The following is a 25,520-nucleotide window of genomic DNA, read 5'->3' on the forward strand; positions in this document are numbered from 1 at the left end:
GCCGGCACAGGCAAAACAAAATTCAGCGCTTTTTCTTGTCATACAGCCGCGGCTCCCCTTCGGGTCGCGACTTGAAACGGCGATGCGCCCACAGGTACTGCTCGGGGCATTCGCGCAACACGCTTTCCACCCACTGGTTGATTCGCAGGCAGTCAGCCTCTTCGCTCTCCCCGGGGAAATCCGCCAGCGGCGGGTGGATCACCAGGCGATAGCCGCTGCCGTCCTCCAGGCGCTTCTGGGTGAACGGTATCACTTGCGCCTTGCCCAACCGGGCAAACTTGGTGGTAGCGGTCACCGTCGCCGCCGGGATGCCGAACAGCGGCACGAACAGGCTCTGCTTGGCGCCGTAGTCCTGGTCGGGTGCGTACCAGATCGCCCGGCCCGAACGCAGCAGCTTGAGCATACCGCGCACGTCCTCGCGCTCCACCGCCAGCGAGTCGAGGTTATGCCGCTCGCGGCCGCTGCGCTGGATGAAGTCGAACAGCGGGTTGCCGTGCTCGCGGTACATGCCATCGATGGTGTGATGCTGGCCCAGCAGTGCGGCGCCGATCTCCAGGGTGGTGAAGTGCACCGCCATCAGAATGGCCCCCTGCCCCGCCTGCTGGGCGGCCTGCAGGTGCTCCAGCCCCTCGACATGGGCCAGGCGCGCCAACCGGGCCTTGGGCCACCACCAGCTCATGGCCATTTCGAAGAAGGCGATACCGGTGGAGGCGAAGTTGGCCTTGAGCAGGCGCTGCCGTTCGTCGACCGACAGCTCCGGGAAGCACAGCTCCAGGTTGCGCGCGGCAATGCGCCGCCGCTCACCGGCAAAGCGGTACATCACCGCTCCCAGCGCGGCACCGACTTTCAACAGGACCCGGTACGGCAACTGGACCACCAGCCACAGCAGGCCCAGGCCCAGCCACAGGCCCCAGAAACGTGGGTGAAGGAAATAGGGACGAAAACGCGGGCGTTCCATTGAAGCTTCCGGAAAGACAAAGGCCGCGCATTCTACAACGGATCAGCGCATGTTGCGGGCAACCGGTCTTATCGTTATAAGTCAGGGCACTTTTTTCGCAACAAGCCGTCTATGCAGACCATGAGCCCAAACCACACACCCGACACCGCCTCCGTGTTCCAGCTCAAGGGCAGCATGCTCGCCATTACAGTGCTGGAATTGGCGCGCAATGACCTTGAAGCCCTCGACCGCCAACTGGCGGCCAAAGTCGCCCAGGCACCGAACTTCTTCAGCAACACGCCACTGGTGCTGGCGCTGGACAAGCTGCCGGCCGACGAGGGGGCAATCGACCTGCCCGGCTTGATGCGGATCTGCCGCCACCACGGCCTGCGTACCCTGGCCATCCGTGCCAACCGCATCGAGGACATCGCCGCCGCCATCGCCATCGACCTGCCGGTGCTGCCGCCATCCGGCGCGCGCGAGCGGCCGCTGGAGCCCGAACCCGAGGTGAAGAAGCCAGAGCCAGCCCCTGTCCCGCCACCAATCCTCGAACCCGAGGTGCGCCCGACCCGCATCATCACTGCGCCAGTACGTGGCGGCCAGCAGATCTACGCCCAGGGCGGTGACCTGGTGGTGACCGCTTCGGTCAGCCCGGGGGCGGAACTTCTGGCCGATGGCAACATCCATGTGTACGGCGCCATGCGCGGCCGCGCCCTGGCCGGCATCAAAGGCAATACCAAGGCACGTATCTTCTGTCAGCAGATGACCGCCGAAATGGTCTCCATCGCCGGCCAGTACAAGGTCTGCGAGGACCTGCGCCGCGACCCGCTGTGGGGTACCGGCGTGCAAGTCAGCCTGTCTGGCGACGTGTTGAACATCACCCGTCTTTAACGGATACTTGCCAGCATTTTTAGTGCAACTTTTCTTACCGTTGCCATTTATTTGTATTTTTGCAGGGACGTGTGTCCCGATTATTTTAGGGGTGAAACACCTTGGCCAAGATTATCGTGGTTACTTCCGGCAAGGGGGGTGTGGGCAAGACCACCACCAGCGCCGCCATTGGTACCGGCCTCGCACTGCGTGGCCACAAGACCGTCATCGTCGACTTCGACGTGGGCCTGCGTAACCTCGACCTGATCATGGGCTGCGAACGCCGCGTGGTGTACGACTTCGTCAACGTGGTCAACGGCGAAGCCAACCTGCAACAGGCCCTGATCAAGGACAAGCGCCTCGAGAACCTGTACGTGCTGGCCGCCAGCCAGACCCGTGACAAGGACGCGCTGACCCAGGAAGGCGTGGAAAAGGTCCTGATGGAGCTGAAGAAAGACTTCGACTTCGTCATCTGCGACTCGCCGGCCGGTATCGAGAAAGGCGCACACCTGGCCATGTACTTTGCCGACGAAGCCGTCGTGGTCACCAACCCCGAGGTATCCTCGGTACGAGACTCCGACCGTATGCTGGGCATCCTGTCGAGCAAGTCGCGCCGCTCCGAGAACGGCGAAGAGCCGATCAAGGAACACCTGCTGATCACCCGCTACCACCCGGAGCGCGTGGAAAAGGGCGAAATGCTGAGCATCGCCGACGTCGAAGAGATCCTGGCGATCAAGCTCAAGGGTGTGATCCCCGAGAGCCAGGCAGTGCTCAAGGCTTCCAACCAGGGTATCCCGGTCATCCTCGACGACCAGAGCGATGCCGGCCAGGCCTATAGCGATACCGTCGACCGTCTGCTGGGCAAAGAAAAGCCCCTGCGGTTCATCGAAGTGCCGAAGCAAGGATTCTTCGCGCGCCTGTTTGGAGGCAAGTAAACCATGAACCTTTTTGACTTCTTTCGTGGCAGACAGAAACAGACCAGCGCGTCGGTAGCGAAAGAGCGTCTACAGATCATCGTGGCGCACGAGCGCGGCCAACGCAGCGAACCGGACTACCTGCCAGCGCTGCAGAAAGAACTGCTGGAAGTGATCCGCAAATATGTGAACATCGGCAACGATGATGTGCATATCGAGCTGGAAAACCAGGGTAGCTGCTCGATTCTGGAGCTGAACATCACCTTGCCGGATCGCTGATTTCGCGACCAGGCCTGGATCATTGGGGCTGCTTTGCAGCCCATCGCCGGCAAGCCAGCTCCCACAGGGTTCGCGCTGTACCTGTGGGAGCTGGCTTGCCGGCGATGGGCCGCAAAGCGGCCCCAGTGTTTTCCCCGATATAACCGAGACCAAGCAATGCCGTTGTCCAACATCCAGATCCTGCACGAAGACGCCGCCATCCTGGTGATCAACAAACCGACCCTGCTGCTGTCGGTACCCGGCCGCGCCGAGGACAACAAGGACTGCCTGATCACTCGCCTGCAGGAAAACGGCTACCCCGACGCGCTGATCGTGCACCGCCTGGACTGGGAAACTTCCGGCATCATCCTGCTGGCCCGGGATGCCGACAGCCATCGTGAGCTGTCGCGCCAGTTCCACGACCGCGAAACCGAAAAGGCCTACACCGCGCTATGCTGGGGCCAGCCGGCGCTGGACAGCGGCAGCATCGACCTGCCGCTGCGCTACGACCCGCCGACCAAGCCACGGCATGTGGTGGACCACGAGCAGGGCAAGCATGCGCTGACCTTCTGGCGCATCGTCGAGCGCTGCGGTGATTACTGCCGGGTAGAGCTGACACCGATTACCGGGCGTTCGCACCAGTTGCGCGTGCACATGCTGTCGATCGGGCACCCGCTGCTGGGCGACCGGCTGTATGCCAACCCCGAAGCACTGGCTGCCCATGAGCGGTTGTGCCTGCATGCCTCGATGCTGAGCTTTACCCACCCGGTGTCCGGGGAGCGGTTGAAGTTCGAGTGCCCTGCGCCTTTCTGATTTGTGAGTGGCTGTACCGGCCTCTTCGCGGCTGAAGCCGCTCCCACAGGGACCGCACAGCTGTCAGGTTTTTGCGATCCCTGTGGGAGCGGGCGAGCCCGCGAAGAGGCAGACACAATTTGTCGACCTAATACGCTAAACTCGCGCCACTGCTGTCTGGAGTGAGCTATGCGCGACGCACTGAATTCTGGCCTTATCGACTTCCTCAAGGCCTCCCCCACGCCCTTCCACGCCACCGCCAGCCTGGCCCAGCGCCTGGAAGCTGCCGGCTACCAGCGCCTGGACGAGCGCGACAGCTGGGCCACGGTACCTGGCGGCCGCTACTACGTCACCCGTAACGACTCGTCGATCATCGCCATCAAGCTGGGCAAGCAGGCACCGTTGCTGAACGGTATCCGCATGGTCGGCGCCCACACCGACAGCCCGTGCCTGCGGGTCAAGCCGCAGCCCGAGCTGCAGCGCCAGGGCTTCCTGCAGCTGGGCGTCGAAGTGTATGGCGGCGCCCTGCTGGCGCCATGGTTCGACCGCGACCTGTCGCTGGCCGGCCGGGTCACCTACCGCCGTGACGGCAAGGTCGAAAGCCAGCTGATCGACTTCAAGCTGCCGATCGCGGTCATCCCCAACCTGGCAATCCATCTCAACCGCACCGCCAACGAAGGCTGGACCATCAACCCGCAGAACGAGCTGCCGCCGATCCTGGCCCAGGTGGCGGGTGACGAGCGCATCGACTTCCGCGCCCTGCTCACCGAGCAACTGGCCCGCGAGCACGAGCTGATTGCCGACGTGGTGCTGGATTACGAGCTGAGCTTCTACGACACCCAAAACGCCGCGCTGGTCGGCCTGAACGGCGACTTCATCGCCGGCGCGCGCCTGGACAACCTGTTGTCGTGCTATGCCGGCCTGCAGGCACTGCTGGCCGCCGACAGCGACGAGACCTGCGTACTGGTGTGCAACGACCATGAAGAAGTCGGCAGCTGCTCGGCCTGTGGCGCCGACGGGCCGATGCTGGAGCAGACCCTGCAACGCCTGCTGCCGGATGGCGACGCCTACGTGCGCACCATCCAGCGCTCGCTGATGGTGTCGGCCGACAACGCCCACGGCGTGCACCCCAACTACGCCGACAAGCACGACGGCAACCACGGGCCCAAGCTCAACGCCGGGCCGGTAATCAAGGTGAACAACAACCAGCGCTACGCTACCAACAGCGAAACCGCCGGGTTCTTCCGTCACCTGTGCATGGCCGAGGAAGTGCCGGTGCAGAGCTTCGTGGTACGCAGCGACATGGGCTGTGGTTCGACCATCGGGCCGATTGCCGCCAGCCACCTGGGCGTGCGTACGGTGGATATCGGCTTGCCGACCTTTGCCATGCATTCGATTCGCGAACTGTGCGGCAGCCATGACCTGGCGCACCTGGTGAAGGTGCTGAGCGCCTTCTACCGTTGCCGCGAGTTGCCTTGAGATCCTGAAGACCACCCCCGCCCTTTGCAGGAGCAGCCTTGCGCTGCGAAGAGGCCGGTACAACCAGCAGGATGCTTGGGGTGTACTGGCCTCTTCGCAGCGCAAGGCTGCTCCTACAGAGAGCGTCGTTGCCTGGTTCAGTGCTCAAGGTCAATCCCGCTTCGCCCGCTACCCGCTATGCTTGTTATATGGCCCCACTGCAAAAGGATTGCTGTCCATGTCCCCGTTCCTGTCCCTGTTCGTGCCGGTGTTTCTGTTCCTGTTGCTGCTGACCATCGGTTTCAGCCTGCGCGAGCGCAATATCGGCGTTGTGATGATGTGGGTCGGCACACTGGGTATCTTCGGCCTCACCTGCTGGAAAATCCTGGAGCAACTGCCGTCGTGAACCTCTACACTCGGTCAATCGTTTGACCTGAGGTAGTTTTGCCAGTGCCTGCTCTCCTGCGTTGCCTGTTCCTGCTGCTGTTCCTGTTTGTCACCCCGTTACAGGCTGCGGGCCTGCCAGGCCTGCTGGGTGGCAGCGCGCCCGCGCAGCCAGAAGCCAGCGAACCGCTGGGCAAGTCGCTGGACGAGGTGATCAAGAACCTGGAAAACGACCAGCAGCGGGCCAAACTCCTGGCCGACCTGAAAAAGCTGCGCGACGCCACCAGGCAATCGCAACCCACCGTCGAACAGGGCGTGCTCGGCCTGATCGGCGGCGCCCTGCATGACTTCGAAAAGCAGTTCAGCGGCGATGCCAGCCCGTTCCATCGCTGGGCCGCGGAAATCGAACAGGCCCAGGCCGAACTGACCGAGTTGATGGTGCCGGTGCACCAGTGGCCGGCCATTCTGTTTGGCTTTGCCGCCGTCATCGCCGTCTGGAGCGTGCTGGCCTACGCCTTCAACTGGGTCGGGCATCGGGTACGCCTGCGTTTTGGCCTGAGCGAGGAACTGCCGCAGCACCCGCGCACCTGGGACCTGGTGCGCTTTGCCCTGCGCAAGCTGGGCCCGTGGCTGGTGGCGCTGGTGTTCACCGTTTACCTGAGCTTCGTGCTGCCGCCGTCGCTGGGCAAGTCGCTGGCCATGGTGCTGGCCTACGCACTGGTGGTCGGCACCTGTTTCTCGGCCATCTGCGTGATTGCCTTCTCGCTGCTCGACGGCCCCCACCGCCACCGCGCCCTGTACATCCTGCGCCACCAGGCCTTCCGCCCGCTGTGGCTGATCGGCAGCTTCGCCGCGTTTGGCGAAGCGATGAGCGACCCGCGCCTGATGGTCGCCCTCGGTACCCACCTGGCCCACGCCCTGGCCACCCTGGCCAACGTGATTGCGGCGCTGTGCACCGGGCTGTTCATCCTGCGCTTCCGTCGCCCGATCGCCCACCTGATCCGCAACCAGCCGCTGTCACGGCGCCTGACCCGGCGCACCCTCAGTGACACCATCGAGATCCTCGGCAGCTTCTGGTTCGTGCCGGCACTGATCCTGGTGGCGATTTCGCTGTTCGCTACCTTTATCTCGGCCGGCGACACCAGCACCGCCCTGCGCCAGTCGCTGATGTGCACGGTGCTGGTGGTGGTGTGCATGGTGCTCAACGGCCTGGTGCGCCGCCACGCCGCCAACCCCAAGCGCGCCAGCAAGCGCCAGGCGGTGTACGCCGAACGCCTGCGCAACTTCGGCTACCTGCTGGTGCACCTGTTCATCTGGCTGGTGTTCATCGAACTGGGGCTGCGTGTGTGGGGCCTGTCGATGATCAGCTTCGCCGAAGGCGACGGTCACGACATAAGCGTGCGCCTGCTGGGCCTGGCCGGCACGCTGATCGTCGCCTGGCTGGTGTGGATCCTTGCCGACACCGCCGTGCACCACGCCCTGGTGCGCTCGCGCCGGGGCCTGGCCAACGCCCGCGCGCAAACCATGATGCCGTTGATCCGCAACGTGATGTTCGTGGTCATCTTCATCATCGCGGTGATCGTCGCCCTGGCCAACATGGGCATGAACGTCACCCCGCTGCTGGCGGGTGCCGGTGTGATCGGCCTGGCCATCGGCTTTGGTGCCCAGTCGCTGGTGGCCGACCTGATCACCGGCTTGTTCATCATCATCGAGGACTCGCTGGCCATCGACGACTACGTGGATGTGGGCGGCCACCTGGGCACGGTGGAGGGGCTGACCATCCGTACCGTGCGCCTGCGTGACATCGACGGCATCGTGCATACCATCCCGTTCAGCGAGATCAAGAGCATCAAGAACTACTCGCGCGAGTTCGGCTACGCGATCTTCCGCGTGGCGATCCCGCACAGCATGAACATCGACCAGGCCATCACGCTGATTCGCGAAGTGGGGCAGAAGCTGCGCAACGACCCGCTGATGCGCCGCAACATCTGGTCGCCGCTGGAGCTGCAGGGGGTGGAGAGCTTCGAGTCGGGGTCGGCGATCTTGCGGGCGCGGTTCAAGACTGCGCCTATCAAGCAGTGGGAGGTTTCGCGGGCGTTCAACCTGGCGTTGAAGCGGCAGTTGGATGAGGCGGGGCTGGACCTGGCGACGCCGCGATTGTCGGTGCAGGTGGTCACGGCGGCTGGTGGCACGATGGCGGATGGCAACGCCGTATCGAACTAGGGCCGCTTCGCGCCCCATCGCGACACAAGGCCGCTCCTACAGGAGTACGCGTTTCCCTGTAGGAGCGGCCTTGTGTCGCGATGGGCTGCAAAGCAGCCCCAAAAAACCATGGTCAACCCGCCTGGGCGCGGATGCGGATGGCATCATGCCGCCAATACTCCAGGTCGCAGTCGATCAGGTGCCCATGCTGGTCACTGTTGACCCGGGTGATATGCAACCCGGGGCTTCCCGCCGACACCTTCAAGGCACTGGCCGCCTCCACCGGCAACGCCGTCGGCAAGATCTCGAAGCACACCTGCCCATACTGGATACCGTACACCCGCCCATAAATCTCGGTCAGCGACTGGGCCAGGTCCTGTTCGAGAATCTCCGGGAAGTACCGGGGGTTGAGGTAGTGCTCGGCATACAGCACCGCCCGCCCATCGATCCGCCGCAACCGGCAGATACGTACCACGCTGGACAACGCCGGCAGTTGCAAGCGCGCACAGATGGCCGCCGACGCCGGCTGCAGCCGAGCCGACAAGAGTTCGGTACTGGGCACCCGCCCCTGGTCGCGGACCATGGCATGGAAGTGGCTGCGCTCGATCAGGTCGTAGGTCAGCCGCTCGGGCGCGACGAACCAGCCGCGACGCTCTTCGCGGTAGATCAGCCCCTGGGCTTCCAGCTGCACCAGCGCCTCACGCAGGGTAATGCGCGTGGTATCGAACACCTCGCTGAGCTTGCGCTCGGCCGGCAGCTTGCCGCCCGGCGCCAGCAGGCCGTGCTCTATCTGTTCCTGCAGGGCGTGACAGATGGCTGTTACCGCACGCGGTGGCATCGGCTGCATCAAAGGTTACCTATCTGGACTAGTCCAGCCCCAGAACAGGGCACTTGGAGAATAGTGCAAGCCTAGGCAGGGCTGATGAACATCCTGTGACAAGGCTTTGGCCAAACACTGCCAGAAACGCGCCAAGCCAGCAGAACCGGGGCGGTTCCGTGGTCTACGCTGTAGCTTCAGGGCCTTCACCGGCCCTTCCCTACATCAAACTGTCACGCAAGCAGCCTACCTTGGCTCAAGGTTTGCTGACCTAGACCAACGGTCACCAGACAACGGCTTCACTCATAACAACCATCGCTAAAGGCACCCACCAAGGAGCTTCGGATGAAAAAGTTGTTCATGGCGTCACTGCTCGGTTCGGCCATCGCCCTGTGTACCACGGCCATGGCCGCCGATACCGACCTCAAGGCCCTGGAAGACGCCGCCCGCAAGGAAGGCAACGTCAACAGCGTGGGCATGCCCGATGCCTGGGCCAACTGGAAAGGCACCTGGGAAGACCTGGCCAGCAAGTACGGCCTGAAGCACAGCGACACCGACATGAGCTCGGCCCAGGAAATCGCCAAGTTCGAAGCCGAGAAGGACAACGCCAGCGCCGACATCGGCGACGTGGGTGCCGCCTTCGGACCGATCGCCGTGAGCAAGGGCGTGAGCCAGCCGTACAAGCCGAGCACCTGGGACCAGGTGCCGACGTGGGCCAAGGACAAGGACGGCCACTGGGCGCTGGCCTATACCGGCACCATCGCCTTCATCATCAACAAGGACCTGGTCAAGGAAGGCGAGCGGCCAACGACCTGGCACGACCTGGAAAAAGGCAAGTACAAGGTTGCCATCGGTGACGTCGGCACCGCAGCCCAGGCCGCCAACGGCGTGCTGGCAGCGGCTATCGCCTACAAGGGTGACGAGACCAACCTGGCACCGGGCCTGCAACTGTTCACCAAACTGGCCCAGCAGAAGCGCCTGTCGCTGGCCAACCCGACCATCCAGACCCTGGAGAAGGGCGAGGTGGAAGTGGGCGTGGTGTGGGACTTCAACGGCCTGAGCTACCGTGAACAGATCGACCCCAAGCGTTTCGAAGTGCTGATCCCGTCGGATGGCTCGGTGATCTCCGGCTATACCACCATCATCAACAAGTACGCCAAGCACCCGAATGCGGCCAAGCTGACACGTGAATACATCTTCAGCGATGCCGGGCAGATCAACCTGGCCAAAGGGCATGCGCGGCCGATCCGTGCCGAGCACCTGAAGCTGCCGGACGATGTGCAGGCCAAGTTGCTGCCCAACGAACAGTACAAGGCTGCGCAGCCGATCAAGAATGCCGAAGCCTGGGAGGCGAGCTCGAAGAAACTGCCGCAGATGTGGCAGGAGCAGGTGATCATCGAGATGGAGTAAGGGGCTAGCTTTTGTAGCGCCTGATCCGGCCCTTTCGCGGGCATGCCCGCTCCCACAGGTACAGCACAAGCCTGAAAGGCAGTGATCAACCTGTGGGAGCGGGCGAGCCCGCGAAGAAGCCAACGCGGTTTATGACTGGAGCCACCATGCAACACAACGTCATCCTGGTCCTGCTCGACGGCCTCAACTACCAGGTCGCGCATCACGCCATGGGCCACCTGCACGCCTACGTCGAGGCCGACCGTGCCGCGCTGTACCGCGTGGAATGCGAACTGCCGTCGCTGTCGCGGCCGCTGTACGAGTGCATCCTCACCGGTGTACCGCCGATCGACAGCGGCATCGTGCACAACAACGTCAACCGTCTGTCCAACCAGCGCAGCGTGTTCCACTACGCCCGCGAGGCCAACCTGGGCACTGCGGCTGCGGCCTATCACTGGATGAGCGAGCTGTACAACCGCTCGCCATTCGACCCGCAGCGCGACCGCCATACCCACGCACCGAAGCTGCCGATCCAGCACGGGCTGTTCTACTGGGACGACCGTTACCCCGATTCGCACCTGCTGGCCGATGGCGAATACCTGCGCCGCCGCCACGCCCCCAATTTCCTGCTGGTGCACCCGATGAGCATCGACGATGTCGGCCACCACCACGGTCTGGACAGCAGCCAGTACCGCAACGCCGCACGCAGCGCCGACATCCTGCTGGCAGACTACCTGCCAGGCTGGCTCGAAGAGGGCTACCAGGTACTGGTTACCGCCGACCACGGCATGAACAACGACCGCTCGCACAATGGCCTGCTGACCGAGGAGCGCGAAGTGCCGCTGTTCGTCTTCGGCGATGCCTTCAGCCTCGATCCTGCGGCCAAACCGCTGCAGACCGAGTTGTGCGGGACCATCTGCGAGCTGCTCGGCGCGCCGCATGACAAGACCGTCTGCCGGGAGCTGCTGAAGTGACCACACCCAAGAGCAGCAACACCCGTGGCCGCTACCTGGCCCTGCTCTGCCTGCTACCGTTCGCCGTGTTCTTCGTCATCTTTCAGATCGCCCCGCTGGCCTGGGTGGCGATCAACAGCCTGCAATCGGAAGCGGGTTGGGGCGTGGACAACTTCAGCAAGGTATTCGCCTCGAAGTTCTACCTGCAGGCCCTGCAACGCAGCCTGGAAATCAGCTTCTGGTCAAGCCTGTTCGGCATCGTCATCGCCACCCTGGGCGCCTACTCGCTGCGCCAGGTGGACTCGAAGCTGCGCGACTTCGTCAGCGCCTTCGCCAACATGACCAGCAATTTCGCCGGGGTGCCGCTGGCCTTCGCCTTCATCATCCTGCTCGGTTTCAACGGCGCGCTGACCTTGCTGCTGAAGCAGGTCGGCCTGCTGGAGGACTTCAGCATCTATTCCAAGAGCGGGCTGATCCTGGTGTACACCTACTTCCAGATCCCGCTTGGCGTGTTGCTGCTGTACCCCGCGTTCGACGCACTGCGCGAAGACTGGCGCGAGTCGGCCGCACTGCTGGGGGCCAGCCACTGGCAATTCTGGCGGCACATCGGCCTGCCGGTGCTGACCCCGGCACTGCTGGGCACTTTCGTCATCCTGTTGGCCAACGCCCTCGGTGCCTACGCCACCGTGTACGCGCTGACAACCGGCAACTTCAACGTACTGCCGATCCGCATCGCCGGCCTGGTGGCCGGTGACATCAGCCTCGATCCCAACCTGGCCAGCGCCCTGGCGATGGTACTGGTGGGGCTGATGACGCTGGTCACGGTGGTGCACCAATGGCTGCTGAAAAGGAGCTACCATGCGCGCTGACGCCCGTTCCGGCGGCTGGTACCACCGCGCCGTGGTCTACCTGCTGTTCCTCATCCTGCTGCTGCCGCTGGCCGGCACCCTGCTCTACTCGCTGGCCACCAGCTGGTCGGCCAGCCTGCTGCCCAGCGGCCTGACCTTCAAGTGGTACATCGCGCTGTGGAGTGAGCCGCGCTTCCTGGCCGCCTTCGGCCAGTCGCTGCTGGTGTGCGTGGGCGCGCTGCTGCTGTCGGTGGTACTGATCCTGCCGCTGCTGTTCGTGGTGCACTACCACTTCCCGAGGCTCGATGCGCTGATGAACATCCTCATCCTGCTGCCGTTCGCGGTGCCGCCGGTGGTGTCGTCGGTGGGGCTGTTGCAGCTGTATGGCAGCGGGCCCATGGCCATGGTCGGTACACCGTGGATTCTGATCGGCTGCTATTTCACCATCGCCTTGCCGTTCATGTACCGGGCCATAACCAACAACCTGCAGGCGATCAACCTGCGCGACCTGATGGACGCCGCCCAGCTGCTGGGCGCCAGCACCTGGCAGGCGGCGCTGCTGGTGGTGCTGCCGAACCTGCGCAAGGGCCTGATGGTGGCACTGCTACTGTCGTTCTCGTTCCTGTTCGGCGAGTTCGTGTTCGCCAACCTGCTGGTCGGCACCCGCTACGAGACCCTGCAGGTGTACCTGAACAACATGCGCAACAGCAGCGGCCACTTCAACAGCGCGCTGGTGATCTCGTACTTCGCCTTCGTGCTGGTACTGACCTGGGTCGCCAACCGCCTGAACAAGGACAAGACCTGACATGAGCTTCGTCAGCGTACAGAAACTGCAAAAAAGCTACGCCGGCAGCCCGGTGTTCGAGAACATCGACTGCCATATCGAACGCGGTGAGTTCGTCACCCTGCTTGGCCCGTCCGGTTGCGGCAAGTCCACGCTGCTGCGCTGCATCGCCGGGCTGACCCCGGTGGACAGCGGGCAGATCCTGCTCGACGGCCATGACATCGTACCGCTGAGCCCGCAAAAGCGTGGCATCGGCATGGTGTTTCAAAGCTATGCGCTGTTCCCCAACATGACCGTGGAGCAGAACGTCGCCTTCGGCTTGCGCATGCAGAAGGTCAAGGCCGACGAAAGCCAGGCCCGGGTGCGCGAGGCGCTGGAACTGGTGGAACTGGGCAACTTCGCCGGGCGCTACCCGCACCAGTTGTCCGGCGGCCAGTGCCAGCGCGTTGCCCTGGCCCGCTCGCTGGTCACCCGCCCGCGCCTGCTGCTGCTCGACGAACCGTTGTCAGCGCTGGATGCGCGCATCCGCAAGCACCTGCGCGAGCAGATCCGCGCCATCCAGCGCGAGCTGGGGCTGACCACCATCTTCGTCACCCACGACCAGGAAGAGGCGCTGACCATGTCCGACCGCATCTTCCTGATGAACCAGGGGCGCATCGTCCAGAGCGGCGATGCCGAAACCCTGTACACCGCGCCGGTGGACCTGTTTGCCGCCGGCTTCATCGGCAACTACAACCTGCTCGACGCCGACAGCGCCAGCCGCCTGCTGCAGCGCCCGGTGACCAGCCGCCTGGCGATTCGCCCCGAGTCGATCACCCTGGACAACAACGGTGAACTGGACGCCGAAGTGCGCAGCCACAGCCTGCTGGGCAACGTGATCCGCTACCGGGTGCGGGTGCGCGAGGTGGAACTGGTGGTCGACGTACTCAACCGCTCACCGTCCGACCTGCACGCGGACGGGCAACGGGTAAGCTTGTCGATCGACCCCACGGCGCTACGGGAAGTGGCCTAAGGAGAATCAACACCATGGCACTGGCAATTTTCGATCTGGACGAAACCCTGATCCACGGCGACTGCGCCTCACTGTGGAGCGAGCAGATGGCCCGGCTGGGCTGGGTCGACGGCAAAGCCTTCCTGCGCCGCGACCATGAGTTGATGGAAGCCTATGGCAAGGGCCACCTGCGGATGGAGGACTACATGGCCTTCAGCCTGGAGCCGATTGCCGGGCGCACCCTGGAAGAGGTCGAGCACCTGGTAGCACCGTGGGTCGAAGAGGTGATCGAGCCAATCATCTACGGTGACGCCTGCCGCTGCATTGCCGAGCACCGCAAGCGCGGGGATCGCATCCTGATCATTTCGGCGTCGGGTACGCACCTGGTCGGGCCGATTGCGGCGCGGCTGGGGGTGGACGAATACCTGGCGATCGAACTGGAGGCGGTGAACGGGGTTTATACCGGCAAGACCCACGGGGTGCTGACCTATCGCGAAGGGAAGATCACGCGGTTGCTGGAATGGCTGGACCAGGAGCAGGAGAACCTGGAGGGGGCGACTTTCTATTCCGACTCGCGCAACGATTTGCCGCTGTTGCTGAAGGTGGATCATCCGCATGTGGTGAACCCGGATGCTGTGTTGCGGGAGCATGCCGAGATCAATGGCTGGCCGATTCTGAGCTGGACTTGAGGGCCATGGGGGCGCTTTGCGCCCCTTTCGCGACACAAGGCCGCTCCTACAGGAGATCGCTTTCCCTTGTAGGAGCGGCCTTGTGTCGCGATGGGCTGCAAAGCAGCCCCGGCAATCTCAAGCCAGGCCTGGGTCGATCACCATCACCAGCTTGCCCGACACCTGGTTGGTCTCAAGCTCGGCATATGCCGCCTGGGCAAACTCCACCGGGTAGGTGTCCACCAATTGCGGCGACAGGCGCCCTTCGGCAAACAGCGGCCACACCTGCTGCTGCAACTCGCGCAGCAGTTCGGCCTTGAAGCCGTCATCGCGGTTGCGCAGTGTGGAACCGGTAATCTCCAGGCGCTTGCCCAGTACCTGTGCCAGGTCCAGCTCGAACTTGCGCCCGCCCATCAGGCCGATGATCACCCAGCGCCCGTCACGCGCCAGCAACTTGAGGTTGAGCTCGCCGTAGCTGGCGCCCACCGGGTCGAGAATCACGTCGAACGGGCCGAAACCTTCCAGCGCTTCCAGGTTTTCGTTACGTACCACACCACCGGCGGCGCCCAGCGCCTCGCAGTAGGCCAGGCGGTCCTGAGAACCGACGCTGACCCACACCGGGCTGCCGAACGCCTTGCACAGCTGGATGGCGGCCGAGCCAACGCCACTGGCGCCAGCGTGCACCAGCACCTTCTCGCCAGCTTTCACGCCACCCAGCTGGAAGATGTTCAGCCAGGCAGTGGCATATACCTCCGGCAACGCCGCCGCTTCGTGCAGGCTCAGGCCTTCGGGCACCGGTAGCACGTGGCGGGCATCCACCACCACTTCCTCGGCCATGGCGCCGCTGGCCAGCAGCGCACACACCCGGTCACCCACCCGCCAGTCGGCACCGGCCCCCACTTCCTCGATCACCCCGGCGCACTCCAGGCCCATGTACGGGCTGGCGCCTGGCGGTGGTGGGTACAAACCTTTCATCTGCAGCAGATCGGCGCGGTTCAGCCCCGCAGCAGCCACGCGAATGCGCACTTGACCCGCGTCGCAGGCCGGGCGCTCGGCCTCGACCCAAGCCACATGTCCGTCAACGCCTTGCAATGCCTTCACAGTGCCTCCATAGTTGAATCATATGACCGAGCCTGGGAACGCCAAGTCCCCAGGCTTTTTGCAGTATGCATCCGGTTTTTTGCAACCGGTGAACAGAAAAGACGGCCTACTATGCGTGATCAATTGTCTCCACGTCGAATCAGCATGAAGCATTTCCTCCCAAGCACCGCCCTGGCGCTGATGATCGGCCTGGGCAGCCTCACGCTCGGCGGCAATGCGGCGGCCGCCAACAAATGGGACAGCCTGCAGCCGGACCGCGACGAGATCGTCGCCAGCCTCAACGTGGTGGAATTGCTCAAGCGCCACCACTACAGCAAGCCGCCGCTGGACGACGCCCGTTCGGTCATCATCTATGACAGCTACATCAAGCTGCTGGACCCGGCGCGCAGCTACTTCACCGCTGCCGACATCGCCGAATTCGACAAATGGAAAACGCAATTCGACGATTTCCTCAAGAGCGGCAATCTGGACCCGGGCTTCACCATCTACAAACGCTATCTGGACCGCGTCAAGCAACGTCTGGACTTTGCCCTGGCCGAGCTGAACAAGGGCGTGGACAAGATCGACTTCAACGCCAAGGAAACCTTGCTGATCGACCGCAAGGACGCCCCGTGGATGAAGGACCAGGCCGAGCTCGACGATTTGTGGCGCAAACGCGTCAAGGACGAAGTGCTGCGCCAGAAGATCGCCGGCAAGGAACCCAAGCAGATCCAGGAAACCCTGACCAAGCGCTACAAGAACCAACTGTCGCGCCTGGACCAGACCCGTGCCGAGGACATCTTCCAGGCCTACATCAATACCTTCGCCCAATCCTACGACCCGCACACCAACTACCTGTCGCCGGACAATGCGGAAAACTTCGATATCAACATGAGCCTGTCGCTGGAAGGCATCGGCGCAGTGCTGCAAAGCGACAACGACCAGGTCAAGATCGTGCGCCTGGTGCCGGCAGGCCCGGCGGCCAAGACCAAGCAGGTGGCACCGGCCGACAAGATCATCGGTGTGGCCCAGGGCAACAAGGAGATGGTCGACGTGGTCGGCTGGCGCCTGGACGAAGTGGTCAAGCTGATCCGCGGCCCGAAAGGCTCGGTGGTGCGCCTGGAGATCATTCCTGCCAGCAACGCGCCTAGCGACCAGACCAGCAAGATCGTGTCGATCACTCGCGAGGCGGTGAAGCTCGAGGAGCAGGCAGCGAAGAAGTCGGTGCTCAAGCTCAAGCAGGACGGGCGTGACTACAAGCTGGGCATCATCGAGATCCCGGCCTTCTACCTCGACTTCAAGGCCTATCGCGCCGGTGACCCGGAGTACAAGAGCACCACGCGTGACGTGAAGAAGCTGCTGACCGAGCTGCAGAAAGAAAAAGTCGACGGCGTGGTCATCGACCTGCGCAACAACGGCGGCGGCTCGCTGCAGGAAGCCACTGAGCTGACCAGCCTGTTCATCGAGAAAGGCCCGACCGTGCTGGTGCGCAACAGCGACGGCCGTGTTGACGTGCTGGAAGACGAAAACCCCGGTGCCTTCTACAAGGGCCCACTGGCACTGCTGGTCAACCGCCTGTCGGCCTCGGCTTCGGAGATCTTCGCCGGTGCCATGCAGGACTACCACCGTGCGCTGATCATCGGCGGCCAGACCTTCGGCAAAGGCACCGTGCAGACCATCCAGCCACTCAACCATGGCGAGCTGAAGCTTACCCTGGCCAAGTTCTACCGGGTTTCCGGGCAGAGCACCCAGCATCAGGGCGTGCTGCCGGACATCGACTACCCGTCGATCATCGATACCAAGGAGATCGGCGAGAGCGCCCTGCCCGAGGCCATGCCGTGGGACACCATTCGCCCGGTGGTCAAGCCGGCGGCCGACCCGTTCAAGCCGTTCCTGGCTCAACTCAAGGCCCAGCATGAAGCGCGCAGCGACAAGGATGCAGAGTTCACCTACATCCGCGACCGCCTGGCCCTGACCCAGAAGCTGATGAACGAAAAGACCGTCAGCCTCAACGAGCAGGACCGTCGTGCACGCCACGATGCAATCGAGGCCAAGCAGCTGGCACTGGAGAACATCCGCCGCAAGGCCAAGGGTGAAGAGCCGCTGAAGGAGCTGAAGAAAGAGGACGAGGATGCGCTGCCGACCGAGGATGAAAACACCAAGCCGGAAGACGATGCCTACCTGTCGGAAACCGGCCGCATCCTTATCGACTACCTGAGTGCAAGCACCAAGGTGGCCAAGAAGTAAGACTGTGGCAATGATGGCAAATTAGCTCTACTTGTCATCAAACAGTCATCGCGCTGTCGTGAAATAGAGGGGCCGGGCGTGGAATCGCCCGGCCCTTTCATTTTCAGGAATACGCCATGACCGTCGCCGAACAGCTCAGTGCCTTGAGTGCCATCCTGGCTCAACGCAGCATCCACAGTCTGTTCCAGCCGATCATGTGCCTGAGCGAGCAACGGGTTTTCGGCCATGAGGCGTTAAGCCGCGGGCCGTCCAACAGCCCGCTGCACGCACCGCTGAACCTGTTTACCATCGCCCGCCAGGCCGGCCGCCTGACCGAACTGGAGGCTGCCTGCCGGGAAAGCGCCTGCCGGCGTTTCAGCGAACAGCAGTTGCAGGGCAAACTGTTTCTCAACATCTCGCCAGAATCGCTGCTCGAGCCGCACTACCCGTCCGGGCAGACCCTGAAACTGCTCGGACAGGTCGGCCTGCCGCCTAGCCGGGTGGTAATCGAGCTGACCGAACACACCCCGACTGACGACTTCCAGCTGCTGTCCAACGCCCTGCACCACTACCGGGACATGGGCTTCTCGATTGCCATCGACGATCTGGGAGCGGGTTATTCGAGCCTGCGCCTGTGGTCGGAGCTGCGACCCGAATATGTGAAAATCGATCGCCACTTCATCGATGGCATCCACCGCGACCCGCTCAAGCGTGAATTTGTCGGTTCGATATTGCAGATTGCCCGAGCGTCGAAGGCGCAGGTAATTGCCGAAGGCATCGAGATGGCGGAGGAGCTGGCGGTGCTGGTAGAAATGGGGGTGGACCTGGTGCAGGGCTATCTGCTGGGGCGACCGCAGGAGCTGGGGGTGCGCGAAAGCCGGCCACTACCGGCGCTGATGAACGTTCCGCAGGCCGAACAGCCGACGGTGCGGCTCAATGCCACGATTGGGCAGTTACTGGAGTTGTTTGGCCGACACCGGCACCTGGAGGTATTGGAGGTGGTGGATGCCGATGGCAGGGCTTGTGGATTGATTCACAGGGATGCACTGCCTGTTCCGGCCCTGTCACCGGCAAGCCGGCTGCCACAGGCTCACCACACATCTTGAACCTTGTGCAGTACCTTGTAGGAGCAGCCTTGTGCTGCGAAGAGCGCATTACACATACCGGCCCTTTCGCAGCACAAGGCTGCTCCTACAGGTCGGCGCTATCCCTGTCGGAGCGGGTTTACCCGCGGAGAGGCCGGGACAGGTAACGCTTCAGGCCGTTTCGGGGTAGCTGTACTCGAACACCCTGACCACCTCGGAGGCATGCCATGAGGCCGCTTCCATGCCGTCGACCGGCCCGGAAAATCGGCCCAACCGTTCAACGCACTCAAAAAACCCGGTACGCGGCAAACGGCTGGCACCCTGACTGATCACCAGCGAGCTGCGCAATGGCTGCTCGGCGCGGGCATCCAGCACCGCCAGATACTCCAGCGCGGCCGTCAGCGTCTGCATGGCCGGGCTGGGCAACTGCAAGCGCTCGATCAGCGCTCGATAGGTCAGCAAGTGACGTTGACGACGGGCCAGGTCAAGCTCGCCCAGCAGGTTATCCCAGTGCTGACGGCTGATCCTGACCTGGCTCATGATGGTTCGCTCCAGCCAGCCACCCCCAGATGCCAGGCCAGAGCACGGCGGATAGCAGCATCCGGCTGGCGTTCACCTGATTCGATCATGGCCAGGTATGCCGGGCTTACCCCGACATTGCGCGCCAACTGCTCAGGGGCAATGCCCTTTGCCTGGCGAAGCTGTGCCACTTCGCTGAAGGCCGGCAATGGCGCACTGGCTACATCGCCCTGCGCTTCACTGGCAACTACCTCGGCTGGTGCCTGCCCAGCGGCCTTGAGCAGTGCCTGGTACTGTTCCCAGGGAACGACGGCGTACTCGGGTTGACCGTCCCGGCTGATGACCTGAATACCCATTACAAACCCCTTTAAAAAGGATTACAGCATGTAATCCGTAGGCATAACCCTTATGCCAATTATATTACCAACTCTGGGGTCTGTGCAGTTGCGCTGCGGTTGCGGCCAGTTTCACTGCGTGTTGCGTTCCAACCGCAGCGCTTCGGGGGTGGCCGGCAGCCGCTCGACCACGCGCAGCCGTTCGGGCGCCTGGCTGTCGCGCCAGGCCTTGAAGCGCGCCAGCTCGTCTGCCACGGTCTTCAGTACCCAGCCCAGCACCGCGATGTCATCAAGGAAACCCACGCCCAGCAGCCAGTCGGGGATGGCGTCGATGGGGCTGACGAAATACAGCAGCCCGGCGACGATGGTGACCAGCGCCTTGGGGCTGATGGCACGGTACTCGCCGCGCCACCAGGCCAGGCACAGCGACTGCAGCAGCTTCACGTCTTCACGCAGCTGGCCGATGCGCGGACCTTTGCGAGCTACCGCGAACAGCAAGGCGGGCAACCGGCCGCGGCTGAGCAGGCGCTCGGCCAACGGCAGGAAACGGGCAAAATTCCAGGGTGCGCTCATGGAGCCTCCAGAGGAAAAGGTTATCCACATTTATTGTGGATAACCTTGTGAACAGGGCGACGTTTCTGACCCCAGGTGCCTGCCAGGCAAGGGCCTCGGTCAGATCGGGCGTTTTTTACACAGTCGTTTCACACCGTGGGTGCGTACGCCGCAAACGATTTGCGTCAGAAGCATACTGCTTCTTCACGCTGCATTTCCTCGGACAGTATCAGCAGTTGCAGGTTCGTCCAACTACCCGGCACAAACGAAAACGCCCCGTCAGGACGGGGCGTTTTGCGTGAGCCAGTCAGTGTTACTTGGCAGGCGCTTCGGCCGGGGCTTCAGCAGGAGCTTCCGCTTCCGGCTCGGCGCCCTGCAACTGGGCCGGATCCTTGATGGCGATCAGTTCCAGATCGAACACCAGAACCGAGTTGGCCGGAATCAGCGGGCTTGGGCTTTGTGCGCCGTAAGCCAGTTCAGCCGGGATGAACAGCTTGTACTTCTCGCCGACGTGCATCAGCTGCAGGCCTTCGACCCAACCCGGGATCACGCCGCTGACCGGCAGGTCGATCGGGCTGCCGCGCTCGACGGAGCTGTCGAACACCTTGCCATCGATCAGCTTGCCTTCGTAGTGGACGGTGACCACATCAGTCGCCTTGGGCTGCGGGCCATCGGCCTTCTTGACCACTTCGTACTGCAGGCCCGAGGCAGTGGTGACCACGCCTGGCTTCTTGGCGTTTTCCTCGAGGAATTTCTTGCCGGCGGAGGCGGCTTCTTCGCTGGCCTTGGCCAGGCGCTCTTCGGCACGCTTCTGCAGCGCAGTGAAGGCTTCTACCAGCTCTTCGTCCTTGATGCGCTGTTCCTTCTTGCCAACGGCGTCTTCGATGCCGAGGGCTACTGCTTTCGAATCAAGGTCTTCCATGCCTTCCTGAGCCAGGCTCTTGCCCATGTTCAGGCCGATACCGTAGGAGGCTTTCTGTGCCGGAGTCTTCAGCTCGGGGCTGCTGGTCTGTTGATCACAGCCAGCCAGTACCAGGCCTACCAGGGCAACCGCAGCCGCCAAACGATGCTGTTTCATGCTATTTCCTTGTTCATGCGCCAAAAGGGCAATCAGGGTAAAGCCGCGAGCTTAGCAGGCGGCCATGACCAATGGCTACCGGCATAGGAGCGGGTTTTGGTAAGGAAGTTCAGTAGTTAAACGCTTATTCATCAAAGGATGTGCAGCCACTGGCCAGTATTGATCGGTTGCGGCGCCTTTGCCCGGTTTTGCGGCGGATTTATTTAGCTGAATGCTGAGAAGCCTGCACTGACCCTATCGCCGGCAAGCCAGCTCCCACAGGTTGACCACAGGCCCGGAAGCAGTTGTTATCCCTGTGGGAGCTGGCTTGCCGGCGAAAGGGCCGAACCTGCGTTCAGGGATAGCTGCCCTCTCGGTATAGCCCTGCTACCTCGCGCAGCACCTCGCATACCCACTGCCCAGGCAGGCTCTGCGGCAAGGCAGCATTGCGACAGATGCCGACCGAGCCGCCCGGCTCGCGCACACCCAGGTCGAGCTCGACCAGCTCGCCCCGGCGCAGGTCGAGCAGCACCGCATCGCGCGGCGCCACCCACACTGCATCGCTGCCCAGCAGGTAGCGCCGGCTTAGCGCCAGCGACAGGGTTTCCAGGCGCTGGGCGGGCATCTGGATGCCACATTGCACGAACAGGCTGTCGGCATGCTGGCGGATGGTGGTGCCGGCTGGCGGCAGCACCAGCGGGTAATGTCCAACCTCCCCGCGCTCTACTGGCTTGCTGGCCAGCAGCGGGTGGCCGGGCCGCACCACCAGGCTCATCGACTCGCTGTACAGGTGCTCGAACGACAGGCCCTGGATCTGCGGGCTGTCGGTCATGCGCCCGACCACCAGCTCCAGTTCGCCAAGGCGCAACTGGCCGAGCAACTGCGCGCTGACCCCTGTGACCACACTGATCACCAGCGCCTCATGCCGCTGGTGCAGGCGGCACAGCACTTCGGGCATGAGCAGGCCTTCGACCGTGGACAACACGCCGATGCGCACTTGCGACGGCGCCCGCGCCTCGCCACGCAGGCTGCTGACGCCATCGCGCAGGGCTTGCACGCTGGGCCCGGCATAGCGCATGAAACGCGTACCGGCCGGGGTCAGCTCGACGCCCTGGCGGCTGCGCGCGAACAGGCGCGTTTCCAGCAGGTCTTCGAGTTCCTTGAGGGTCTTGGAGATGGCTGGCTGGCTGATTGCCAGGATGTCGGCAGCCCTGGCCAGGCTGCCCTGCCGGGCAATCTCCAGGAAGCACAACAGGTGGCGGTACTTGATGCGGGTGTCGAGGTTCATGGGCTCAAGCTTACCGCATGCAGATAGCCTGTACCGGCCCTTTCGCGGGTGAACCCGCTCCCACAGGGATCTCCACAGTTCTCCAGACCAGTGCAGTACCTGTAGGAGCGGGCGTGCCCGCGAAGAGGCCGGTGCAGGCGGCAGATGACTATCAGGCCACAGCCAACTCCACAGCCTCCCCGTTCAACCGCACCGGCCACACCCGCAGGCGCTGCCCGCTATCCTCCAGGCACTCCCCGCTCTCCAGGCTGAAGTGCTGCTTGTACAACGGAGCCGCCACCACCAGCTCGCCCTGCACACTGCCCACCAGGCCGCGACCGATGATGTTGGCGCCGGACCGCGGGTCGCGGTTGTCCACCGCGTACAGCGGCTGCGCCTGCCCCGGCAGGTAGAACAGCGCCACCTGGGCCCCGTCGAGCCAAACCACCACCCCGGAATCAGCCACCAGGTCATCCGCCTGGCACACCGTCTGCCAGTTCTCGTGGGTTTTCACAGCAGCATTGGACAAGTTCATCACATAGCCTCCTCGACGGTTGGGATCAGGTGCAGTGGCGCAGCAGGCCGGCGCTGTTCGCGTTCGCGCACGAAGTGCACGTCCGGGTCGGCGCGGCGGTCGTTGACGAAAGTACGGAAGCGCTTGAGCTTCTCGGGGTCGTTGAGGGCGTTGGCCCATTCGCATTCATACTGGTCGACCACATGCTGCATCTGCGCCTCCAGCTCGCTGGCCAGGCCCAGGCTGTCGTCGAGGATCACCTGCTTCAGGTAGTCCAGCCCACCTTCCAGGTTCTCGCGCCACACCGAGGTGCGCTGCAGTTTGTCAGCGGTGCGGATATAGAACATCAGCACGCGGTCGATCAGGCGCACCAGGGTTTCGTCGTCGAGGTCGGTGGCGAACAGTTCGGCGTGCCGCGGGCGCATGCCGCCGTTGCCGCATACGTACAGGTTCCAGCCCTTGTCGGTAGCGATCACGCCGATGTCCTTGCTCTGTGCTTCGGCGCATTCGCGGGTGCAGCCGGACACCGCGAACTTGAGCTTGTGCGGGCTGCGCAGGCCTTTGTAGCGGTCTTCCAGGCGCAGGGCCATGCCGACGCTATCCTGCACGCCATAACGGCACCAGGTGCTGCCGACGCACGACTTTACCGTGCGGGTCGACTTGCCGTAGGCGTGGCCGGTTTCGAAGCCGGCCTCGATCAGCTCGCCCCAGATCAGCGGCAGCTCGTGCAACTGGGCGCCGAACAGGTCGATGCGCTGGCCGCCGGTGATCTTGGTGTACAGGTCGTACTTTTTCGCCACCTGGCCGATCACGATGAGCTTGTCGGGGGTGATTTCACCACCGGGGATGCGCGGCACCACCGAGTAGGTGCCGTTCTTCTGCATGTTGGCCATGAAGGTGTCGTTGGTGTCCTGCAGCGGCACCAGCGCCGGGTCCATGATCGGCTGGTTCCAGCACGAGGCAAGGATGCTGCCCACCGCCGGCTTGCAGATATCGCAGCCGACATGGCCCTTGCCGTGGCGTTCGAGCAGTTCGTTGAAGGTGCGGATACCCTCTACCCGCACCAGCCCGTACAGCTCCTGACGGGTGTAGGCGAAGTGCTCGCACAGGCTCTTGTCCACCGCCACGCCGCGAGCGGTCAGCTCGTGCTCGAATACCTGCTTGAGCAGTGCCGCGCAACCACCACAACCGGTGGCGGCCTTGGTGCAGCCCTTGACTGCGGCAAGGTCGCCGCAGCCGCTGTCGATGGCGGCGCAGACCGCGCCCTTGCTGACGTTGTGGCACGAGCAGATGGTCGCGCTGTCGGGCAGCGCATCGGCGCCCAGGGCCGGTGCGCCGCCTTGCGGCAGGATCAGTGCCGCCGGGTCGGCTGGCAGGGCGATGCCGTTCTGGGCGTATTGCAGAAGGGTGTCGTAGTAGCTGTTGTCGCCCACCAGCACCGCACCGAGCACGTGCTTGCCGCTGGCATCCACCACCAGCCGGCGGTAGGCGCTGTTGGCTTCGTCGATGAAGCGGTAGCTGCGTGCGCCCGGGGTGGCGCCATGGGCATCGCCGATGGAGCCGACATCCACGCCCAGCAACTTGAGCTTGGTCGACATGTCGGCACCGGTGAATTCGCCAGCGGCCTCACCCATCAGCAAAGCCGCCAGATTGCGCGCCATGCTGTAGCCAGGGGCGACCAGGCCGAACACGCTGCCGTTCCACGAGGCGCACTCGCCGATGGCGAAGATGCGTGGGTCGCTGCTCCGGCAGTGGTTGTCGATCACCACGCCACCACGCGCGGCGATGTCCAGGCCGCAGGCACGGCCCAGGGCATCCTGCGGGCGGATACCTGCGGAGAACACGATCAGGTCGGTTTCCAGATGCTCGCCGCCATCGAAGTTCATGCGATAGCGGTAGTCTTCACCCGCACTGATCGACTGGGTGGCCCGCGACAGATGCACGCCAACACCCAGCGCTTCGATCTGTGCCTTGAGCGCGGCACCGCCCTCGCCGTCCAGCTGCACCGGCATCAGCCGTGGGGCGAACTCCACCACGTGGGCTTCCAGGCCCAGCGACTTGAGGGCGTTGGCTGCTTCCAGGCCAAGCAGGCCACCGCCCACTACCACGCCACGTCGGGCACTGGCTGCGGCAGCGCGGATGGCGTCGAGGTCGTCGAGGGTGCGGTAGACCAGGCGGGCATTGCCGCTGGAACCTTCGATCGGTGGCACGAAGGGATAGGAACCCGTGGCCAGCACCAACTGGTCGTAGCCGTAGCGGCCCTCGGCGGTAACCACTTCGGCGTGCTCACGGTCGATTTCCAGCACCCCTTCACCGAGGTGCAGGTGCACACCGTTGGCGCCGTAGAAGTCCTGCCCGCACAGGGCCAGGGTTTCGGCACAGCTGCCGCCGAAGTACTCGGACAGGTGCACGCGGTCGTAGGCACGCTGGCGCTCTTCGCCGAACACATGCACTTCGAAGCGCTGCAAGGCGCCGCGGCTGACCAGTTGTTCGACGCAATGGTGGCCGACCATGCCGTTGCCGACGATGACCAGTCGCTCTCGTTGCCCGCTGCTCGCTGTTGCCTTCATAAGCCGATCCTCGATCAAAAAAAAAGCGCCTGGAGCCGAAGCTCCAGGCG

25 protein-coding genes are annotated in these 25,520 nt (G+C 63.6%); 15 read left to right on the forward strand and 10 right to left on the reverse strand.

The annotated features are described in order from the left end of the window. Positions 1 to 22 precede the first annotated feature (22 nt). Positions 23 to 958 carry a lipid A biosynthesis lauroyl acyltransferase gene (locus CAG18_RS23230; protein WP_054573876.1) on the reverse strand — a complete coding sequence of 312 codons (936 nt, stop codon included), beginning with the start codon at positions 956 to 958 and terminating at the stop codon, positions 23 to 25. Between the two features lie 111 nt (positions 959 to 1,069). Here CAG18_RS23230 and minC point away from each other — a divergent pair, with 111 nt between their 5' ends. From minC to CAG18_RS23260, 7 genes are all read left to right on the forward strand, one after another. Beyond that, a complete protein-coding gene (minC, locus tag CAG18_RS23235) occupies positions 1,070 to 1,828 on the forward strand; it encodes a septum site-determining protein MinC (RefSeq protein ID WP_023660587.1) in 759 nt (252 codons plus the stop codon). Positions 1,829 to 1,929: 101 nt separating this feature from the next. Next, positions 1,930 to 2,742, forward strand: a complete 813-nt coding sequence (gene minD / locus CAG18_RS23240) for a septum site-determining protein MinD (protein WP_013971423.1) — start codon at positions 1,930 to 1,932, stop codon at positions 2,740 to 2,742. 3 nt (positions 2,743 to 2,745) lie between these two features. Further along, the gene (gene minE, locus CAG18_RS23245; protein ID WP_003252572.1) at positions 2,746 to 3,000 is read left to right on the forward strand and encodes a cell division topological specificity factor MinE; all 255 of its coding nucleotides are present in this window, start codon (positions 2,746 to 2,748) and stop codon (positions 2,998 to 3,000) included. A 156-nt stretch (positions 3,001 to 3,156) separates the two neighbouring features. Continuing rightward, complete coding sequence (locus CAG18_RS23250; RefSeq protein WP_011532730.1) at positions 3,157 to 3,792, forward strand: RluA family pseudouridine synthase; 636 nt, start codon at positions 3,157 to 3,159, stop codon at positions 3,790 to 3,792. Between the two features lie 168 nt (positions 3,793 to 3,960). Then, positions 3,961 to 5,250 (forward strand): M18 family aminopeptidase, encoded by a 1,290-nt coding sequence (locus CAG18_RS23255; protein ID WP_085721653.1) that lies wholly within the window; start codon positions 3,961 to 3,963, stop codon positions 5,248 to 5,250. 217 nt (positions 5,251 to 5,467) lie between these two features. Continuing rightward, the gene (locus CAG18_RS27145; protein ID WP_003260099.1) at positions 5,468 to 5,635 is read left to right on the forward strand and encodes a hypothetical protein; all 168 of its coding nucleotides are present in this window, start codon (positions 5,468 to 5,470) and stop codon (positions 5,633 to 5,635) included. Positions 5,636 to 5,679: 44 nt separating this feature from the next. Beyond that, positions 5,680 to 7,836 (forward strand): mechanosensitive ion channel family protein, encoded by a 2,157-nt coding sequence (locus tag CAG18_RS23260; RefSeq protein WP_015269279.1) that lies wholly within the window; start codon positions 5,680 to 5,682, stop codon positions 7,834 to 7,836. Positions 7,837 to 7,948: 112 nt separating this feature from the next. Here the strand turns inward: CAG18_RS23260 and phnR are convergent, their stop codons facing one another. Next, complete coding sequence (gene phnR, locus CAG18_RS23265; RefSeq protein WP_054573875.1) at positions 7,949 to 8,662, reverse strand: phosphonate utilization transcriptional regulator PhnR; 714 nt, start codon at positions 8,660 to 8,662, stop codon at positions 7,949 to 7,951. A gap of 315 nt (positions 8,663 to 8,977) precedes the next feature. Here phnR and CAG18_RS23270 point away from each other — a divergent pair, with 315 nt between their 5' ends. The 6 genes from CAG18_RS23270 to CAG18_RS23295 all read left to right on the forward strand — a co-directional run bounded on the left by CAG18_RS23270 (position 8,978) and on the right by CAG18_RS23295 (position 14,286). After that, entirely contained in the window at positions 8,978 to 10,042 is a 1,065-nt protein-coding gene (locus CAG18_RS23270; protein ID WP_024086428.1) for an ABC transporter substrate-binding protein, read from the forward strand. A 146-nt stretch (positions 10,043 to 10,188) separates the two neighbouring features. Continuing rightward, on the forward strand, positions 10,189 to 10,995 hold the full coding sequence (locus CAG18_RS23275; protein ID WP_013971416.1) for an alkaline phosphatase family protein: 807 nt from the start codon (positions 10,189 to 10,191) through the stop codon (positions 10,993 to 10,995). Then, positions 10,992 to 11,843 (forward strand): ABC transporter permease subunit, encoded by an 852-nt coding sequence (locus CAG18_RS23280; RefSeq protein WP_039614575.1) that lies wholly within the window; start codon positions 10,992 to 10,994, stop codon positions 11,841 to 11,843. Before CAG18_RS23275 ends, CAG18_RS23280 begins: the two co-directional genes overlap by 4 nt. Next, on the forward strand, positions 11,833 to 12,627 hold the full coding sequence (locus CAG18_RS23285) for an ABC transporter permease (RefSeq protein WP_013971414.1): 795 nt from the start codon (positions 11,833 to 11,835) through the stop codon (positions 12,625 to 12,627). The genes CAG18_RS23280 and CAG18_RS23285 overlap by 11 nt, the downstream gene beginning before the upstream one ends. Position 12,628: 1 nt before the next feature. Then, positions 12,629 to 13,618: an ABC transporter ATP-binding protein gene (locus tag CAG18_RS23290; protein ID WP_085721654.1), complete on the forward strand. Its 990-nt coding sequence runs from the start codon at positions 12,629 to 12,631 to the stop codon at positions 13,616 to 13,618. 14 nt (positions 13,619 to 13,632) lie between these two features. Beyond that, a complete protein-coding gene (locus CAG18_RS23295) occupies positions 13,633 to 14,286 on the forward strand; it encodes an HAD family phosphatase (RefSeq protein ID WP_015269274.1) in 654 nt (217 codons plus the stop codon). A 117-nt stretch (positions 14,287 to 14,403) separates the two neighbouring features. Here the strand turns inward: CAG18_RS23295 and CAG18_RS23300 are convergent, their stop codons facing one another. Further along, entirely contained in the window at positions 14,404 to 15,366 is a 963-nt protein-coding gene (locus CAG18_RS23300; protein WP_054573874.1) for an NAD(P)H-quinone oxidoreductase, read from the reverse strand. A gap of 144 nt (positions 15,367 to 15,510) precedes the next feature. Here CAG18_RS23300 and CAG18_RS23305 point away from each other — a divergent pair, with 144 nt between their 5' ends. Together CAG18_RS23305 and CAG18_RS23310 are read left to right on the forward strand one after the other, a co-directional pair. Continuing rightward, complete coding sequence (locus CAG18_RS23305; protein WP_013971410.1) at positions 15,511 to 17,592, forward strand: carboxy terminal-processing peptidase; 2,082 nt, start codon at positions 15,511 to 15,513, stop codon at positions 17,590 to 17,592. 116 nt (positions 17,593 to 17,708) lie between these two features. After that, positions 17,709 to 18,677: an EAL domain-containing protein gene (locus CAG18_RS23310; RefSeq protein ID WP_015269272.1), complete on the forward strand. Its 969-nt coding sequence runs from the start codon at positions 17,709 to 17,711 to the stop codon at positions 18,675 to 18,677. Positions 18,678 to 18,827: 150 nt separating this feature from the next. Here the strand turns inward: CAG18_RS23310 and CAG18_RS23315 are convergent, their stop codons facing one another. From CAG18_RS23315 to nirB, 7 genes are all read right to left on the reverse strand, one after another. Beyond that, positions 18,828 to 19,196: a hypothetical protein gene (locus CAG18_RS23315; RefSeq protein WP_013971408.1), complete on the reverse strand. Its 369-nt coding sequence runs from the start codon at positions 19,194 to 19,196 to the stop codon at positions 18,828 to 18,830. Next, positions 19,193 to 19,531 carry a helix-turn-helix transcriptional regulator gene (locus CAG18_RS23320; protein ID WP_085721655.1) on the reverse strand — a complete coding sequence of 113 codons (339 nt, stop codon included), beginning with the start codon at positions 19,529 to 19,531 and terminating at the stop codon, positions 19,193 to 19,195. Before CAG18_RS23320 ends, CAG18_RS23315 begins: the two co-directional genes overlap by 4 nt. A 111-nt stretch (positions 19,532 to 19,642) precedes the next feature. After that, on the reverse strand, positions 19,643 to 20,083 hold the full coding sequence (locus tag CAG18_RS23325; protein ID WP_015269270.1) for a YkvA family protein: 441 nt from the start codon (positions 20,081 to 20,083) through the stop codon (positions 19,643 to 19,645). Positions 20,084 to 20,375: 292 nt separating this feature from the next. Further along, positions 20,376 to 21,140, reverse strand: a complete 765-nt coding sequence (locus CAG18_RS23330; RefSeq protein ID WP_003257347.1) for an FKBP-type peptidyl-prolyl cis-trans isomerase — start codon at positions 21,138 to 21,140, stop codon at positions 20,376 to 20,378. 334 nt (positions 21,141 to 21,474) lie between these two features. Further along, positions 21,475 to 22,407 (reverse strand): pca operon transcription factor PcaQ, encoded by a 933-nt coding sequence (gene pcaQ, locus CAG18_RS23335; RefSeq protein WP_085721656.1) that lies wholly within the window; start codon positions 22,405 to 22,407, stop codon positions 21,475 to 21,477. A gap of 151 nt (positions 22,408 to 22,558) precedes the next feature. Then, the gene (nirD, locus tag CAG18_RS23340; protein ID WP_054573872.1) at positions 22,559 to 22,921 is read right to left on the reverse strand and encodes a nitrite reductase small subunit NirD; all 363 of its coding nucleotides are present in this window, start codon (positions 22,919 to 22,921) and stop codon (positions 22,559 to 22,561) included. Beyond that, entirely contained in the window at positions 22,921 to 25,470 is a 2,550-nt protein-coding gene (gene nirB / locus CAG18_RS23345) for a nitrite reductase large subunit NirB (protein ID WP_085721657.1), read from the reverse strand. Before nirB ends, nirD begins: the two co-directional genes overlap by 1 nt. Positions 25,471 to 25,520: the final 50 nt, after the last annotated feature.

Source organism: Pseudomonas sp. B22(2017), assembly GCF_002113105.1.
In the GTDB taxonomy this organism is placed as follows: domain Bacteria; phylum Pseudomonadota; class Gammaproteobacteria; order Pseudomonadales; family Pseudomonadaceae; genus Aquipseudomonas; species Aquipseudomonas asiatica.

Excerpts from the sequence above, each read along its gene's own strand:
- CAG18_RS23230 (WP_054573876.1), bottom strand. The coding sequence starts at position 958 with ATGGAACGCCCGCGTTTTCGTCCCTATTTCCTTCACCCACGTTTCTGG.
- minC (WP_023660587.1), top strand. The coding sequence starts at position 1,070 with ATGCAGACCATGAGCCCAAACCACACACCCGACACCGCCTCCGTGTTC.
- minE (WP_003252572.1), top strand. The coding sequence starts at position 2,746 with ATGAACCTTTTTGACTTCTTTCGTGGCAGACAGAAACAGACCAGCGCG.
- CAG18_RS23250 (WP_011532730.1), top strand. The coding sequence starts at position 3,157 with ATGCCGTTGTCCAACATCCAGATCCTGCACGAAGACGCCGCCATCCTG.
- CAG18_RS23255 (WP_085721653.1), top strand. The coding sequence starts at position 3,961 with ATGCGCGACGCACTGAATTCTGGCCTTATCGACTTCCTCAAGGCCTCC.
- CAG18_RS27145 (WP_003260099.1), top strand. The coding sequence starts at position 5,468 with ATGTCCCCGTTCCTGTCCCTGTTCGTGCCGGTGTTTCTGTTCCTGTTG.
- phnR (WP_054573875.1), bottom strand. The coding sequence starts at position 8,662 with ATGCAGCCGATGCCACCGCGTGCGGTAACAGCCATCTGTCACGCCCTG.
- CAG18_RS23270 (WP_024086428.1), top strand. The coding sequence starts at position 8,978 with ATGAAAAAGTTGTTCATGGCGTCACTGCTCGGTTCGGCCATCGCCCTG.
- CAG18_RS23275 (WP_013971416.1), top strand. The coding sequence starts at position 10,189 with ATGCAACACAACGTCATCCTGGTCCTGCTCGACGGCCTCAACTACCAG.
- CAG18_RS23285 (WP_013971414.1), top strand. The coding sequence starts at position 11,833 with ATGCGCGCTGACGCCCGTTCCGGCGGCTGGTACCACCGCGCCGTGGTC.
- CAG18_RS23290 (WP_085721654.1), top strand. The coding sequence starts at position 12,629 with ATGAGCTTCGTCAGCGTACAGAAACTGCAAAAAAGCTACGCCGGCAGC.
- CAG18_RS23295 (WP_015269274.1), top strand. The coding sequence starts at position 13,633 with ATGGCACTGGCAATTTTCGATCTGGACGAAACCCTGATCCACGGCGAC.
- CAG18_RS23305 (WP_013971410.1), top strand. The coding sequence starts at position 15,511 with ATGAAGCATTTCCTCCCAAGCACCGCCCTGGCGCTGATGATCGGCCTG.
- CAG18_RS23310 (WP_015269272.1), top strand. The coding sequence starts at position 17,709 with ATGACCGTCGCCGAACAGCTCAGTGCCTTGAGTGCCATCCTGGCTCAA.
- CAG18_RS23315 (WP_013971408.1), bottom strand. The coding sequence starts at position 19,196 with ATGAGCCAGGTCAGGATCAGCCGTCAGCACTGGGATAACCTGCTGGGC.
- CAG18_RS23320 (WP_085721655.1), bottom strand. The coding sequence starts at position 19,531 with ATGGGTATTCAGGTCATCAGCCGGGACGGTCAACCCGAGTACGCCGTC.
- CAG18_RS23325 (WP_015269270.1), bottom strand. The coding sequence starts at position 20,083 with ATGAGCGCACCCTGGAATTTTGCCCGTTTCCTGCCGTTGGCCGAGCGC.
- CAG18_RS23330 (WP_003257347.1), bottom strand. The coding sequence starts at position 21,140 with ATGAAACAGCATCGTTTGGCGGCTGCGGTTGCCCTGGTAGGCCTGGTA.
- pcaQ (WP_085721656.1), bottom strand. The coding sequence starts at position 22,407 with ATGAACCTCGACACCCGCATCAAGTACCGCCACCTGTTGTGCTTCCTG.
- nirD (WP_054573872.1), bottom strand. The coding sequence starts at position 22,921 with ATGAACTTGTCCAATGCTGCTGTGAAAACCCACGAGAACTGGCAGACG.
- nirB (WP_085721657.1), bottom strand. The coding sequence starts at position 25,470 with ATGAAGGCAACAGCGAGCAGCGGGCAACGAGAGCGACTGGTCATCGTC.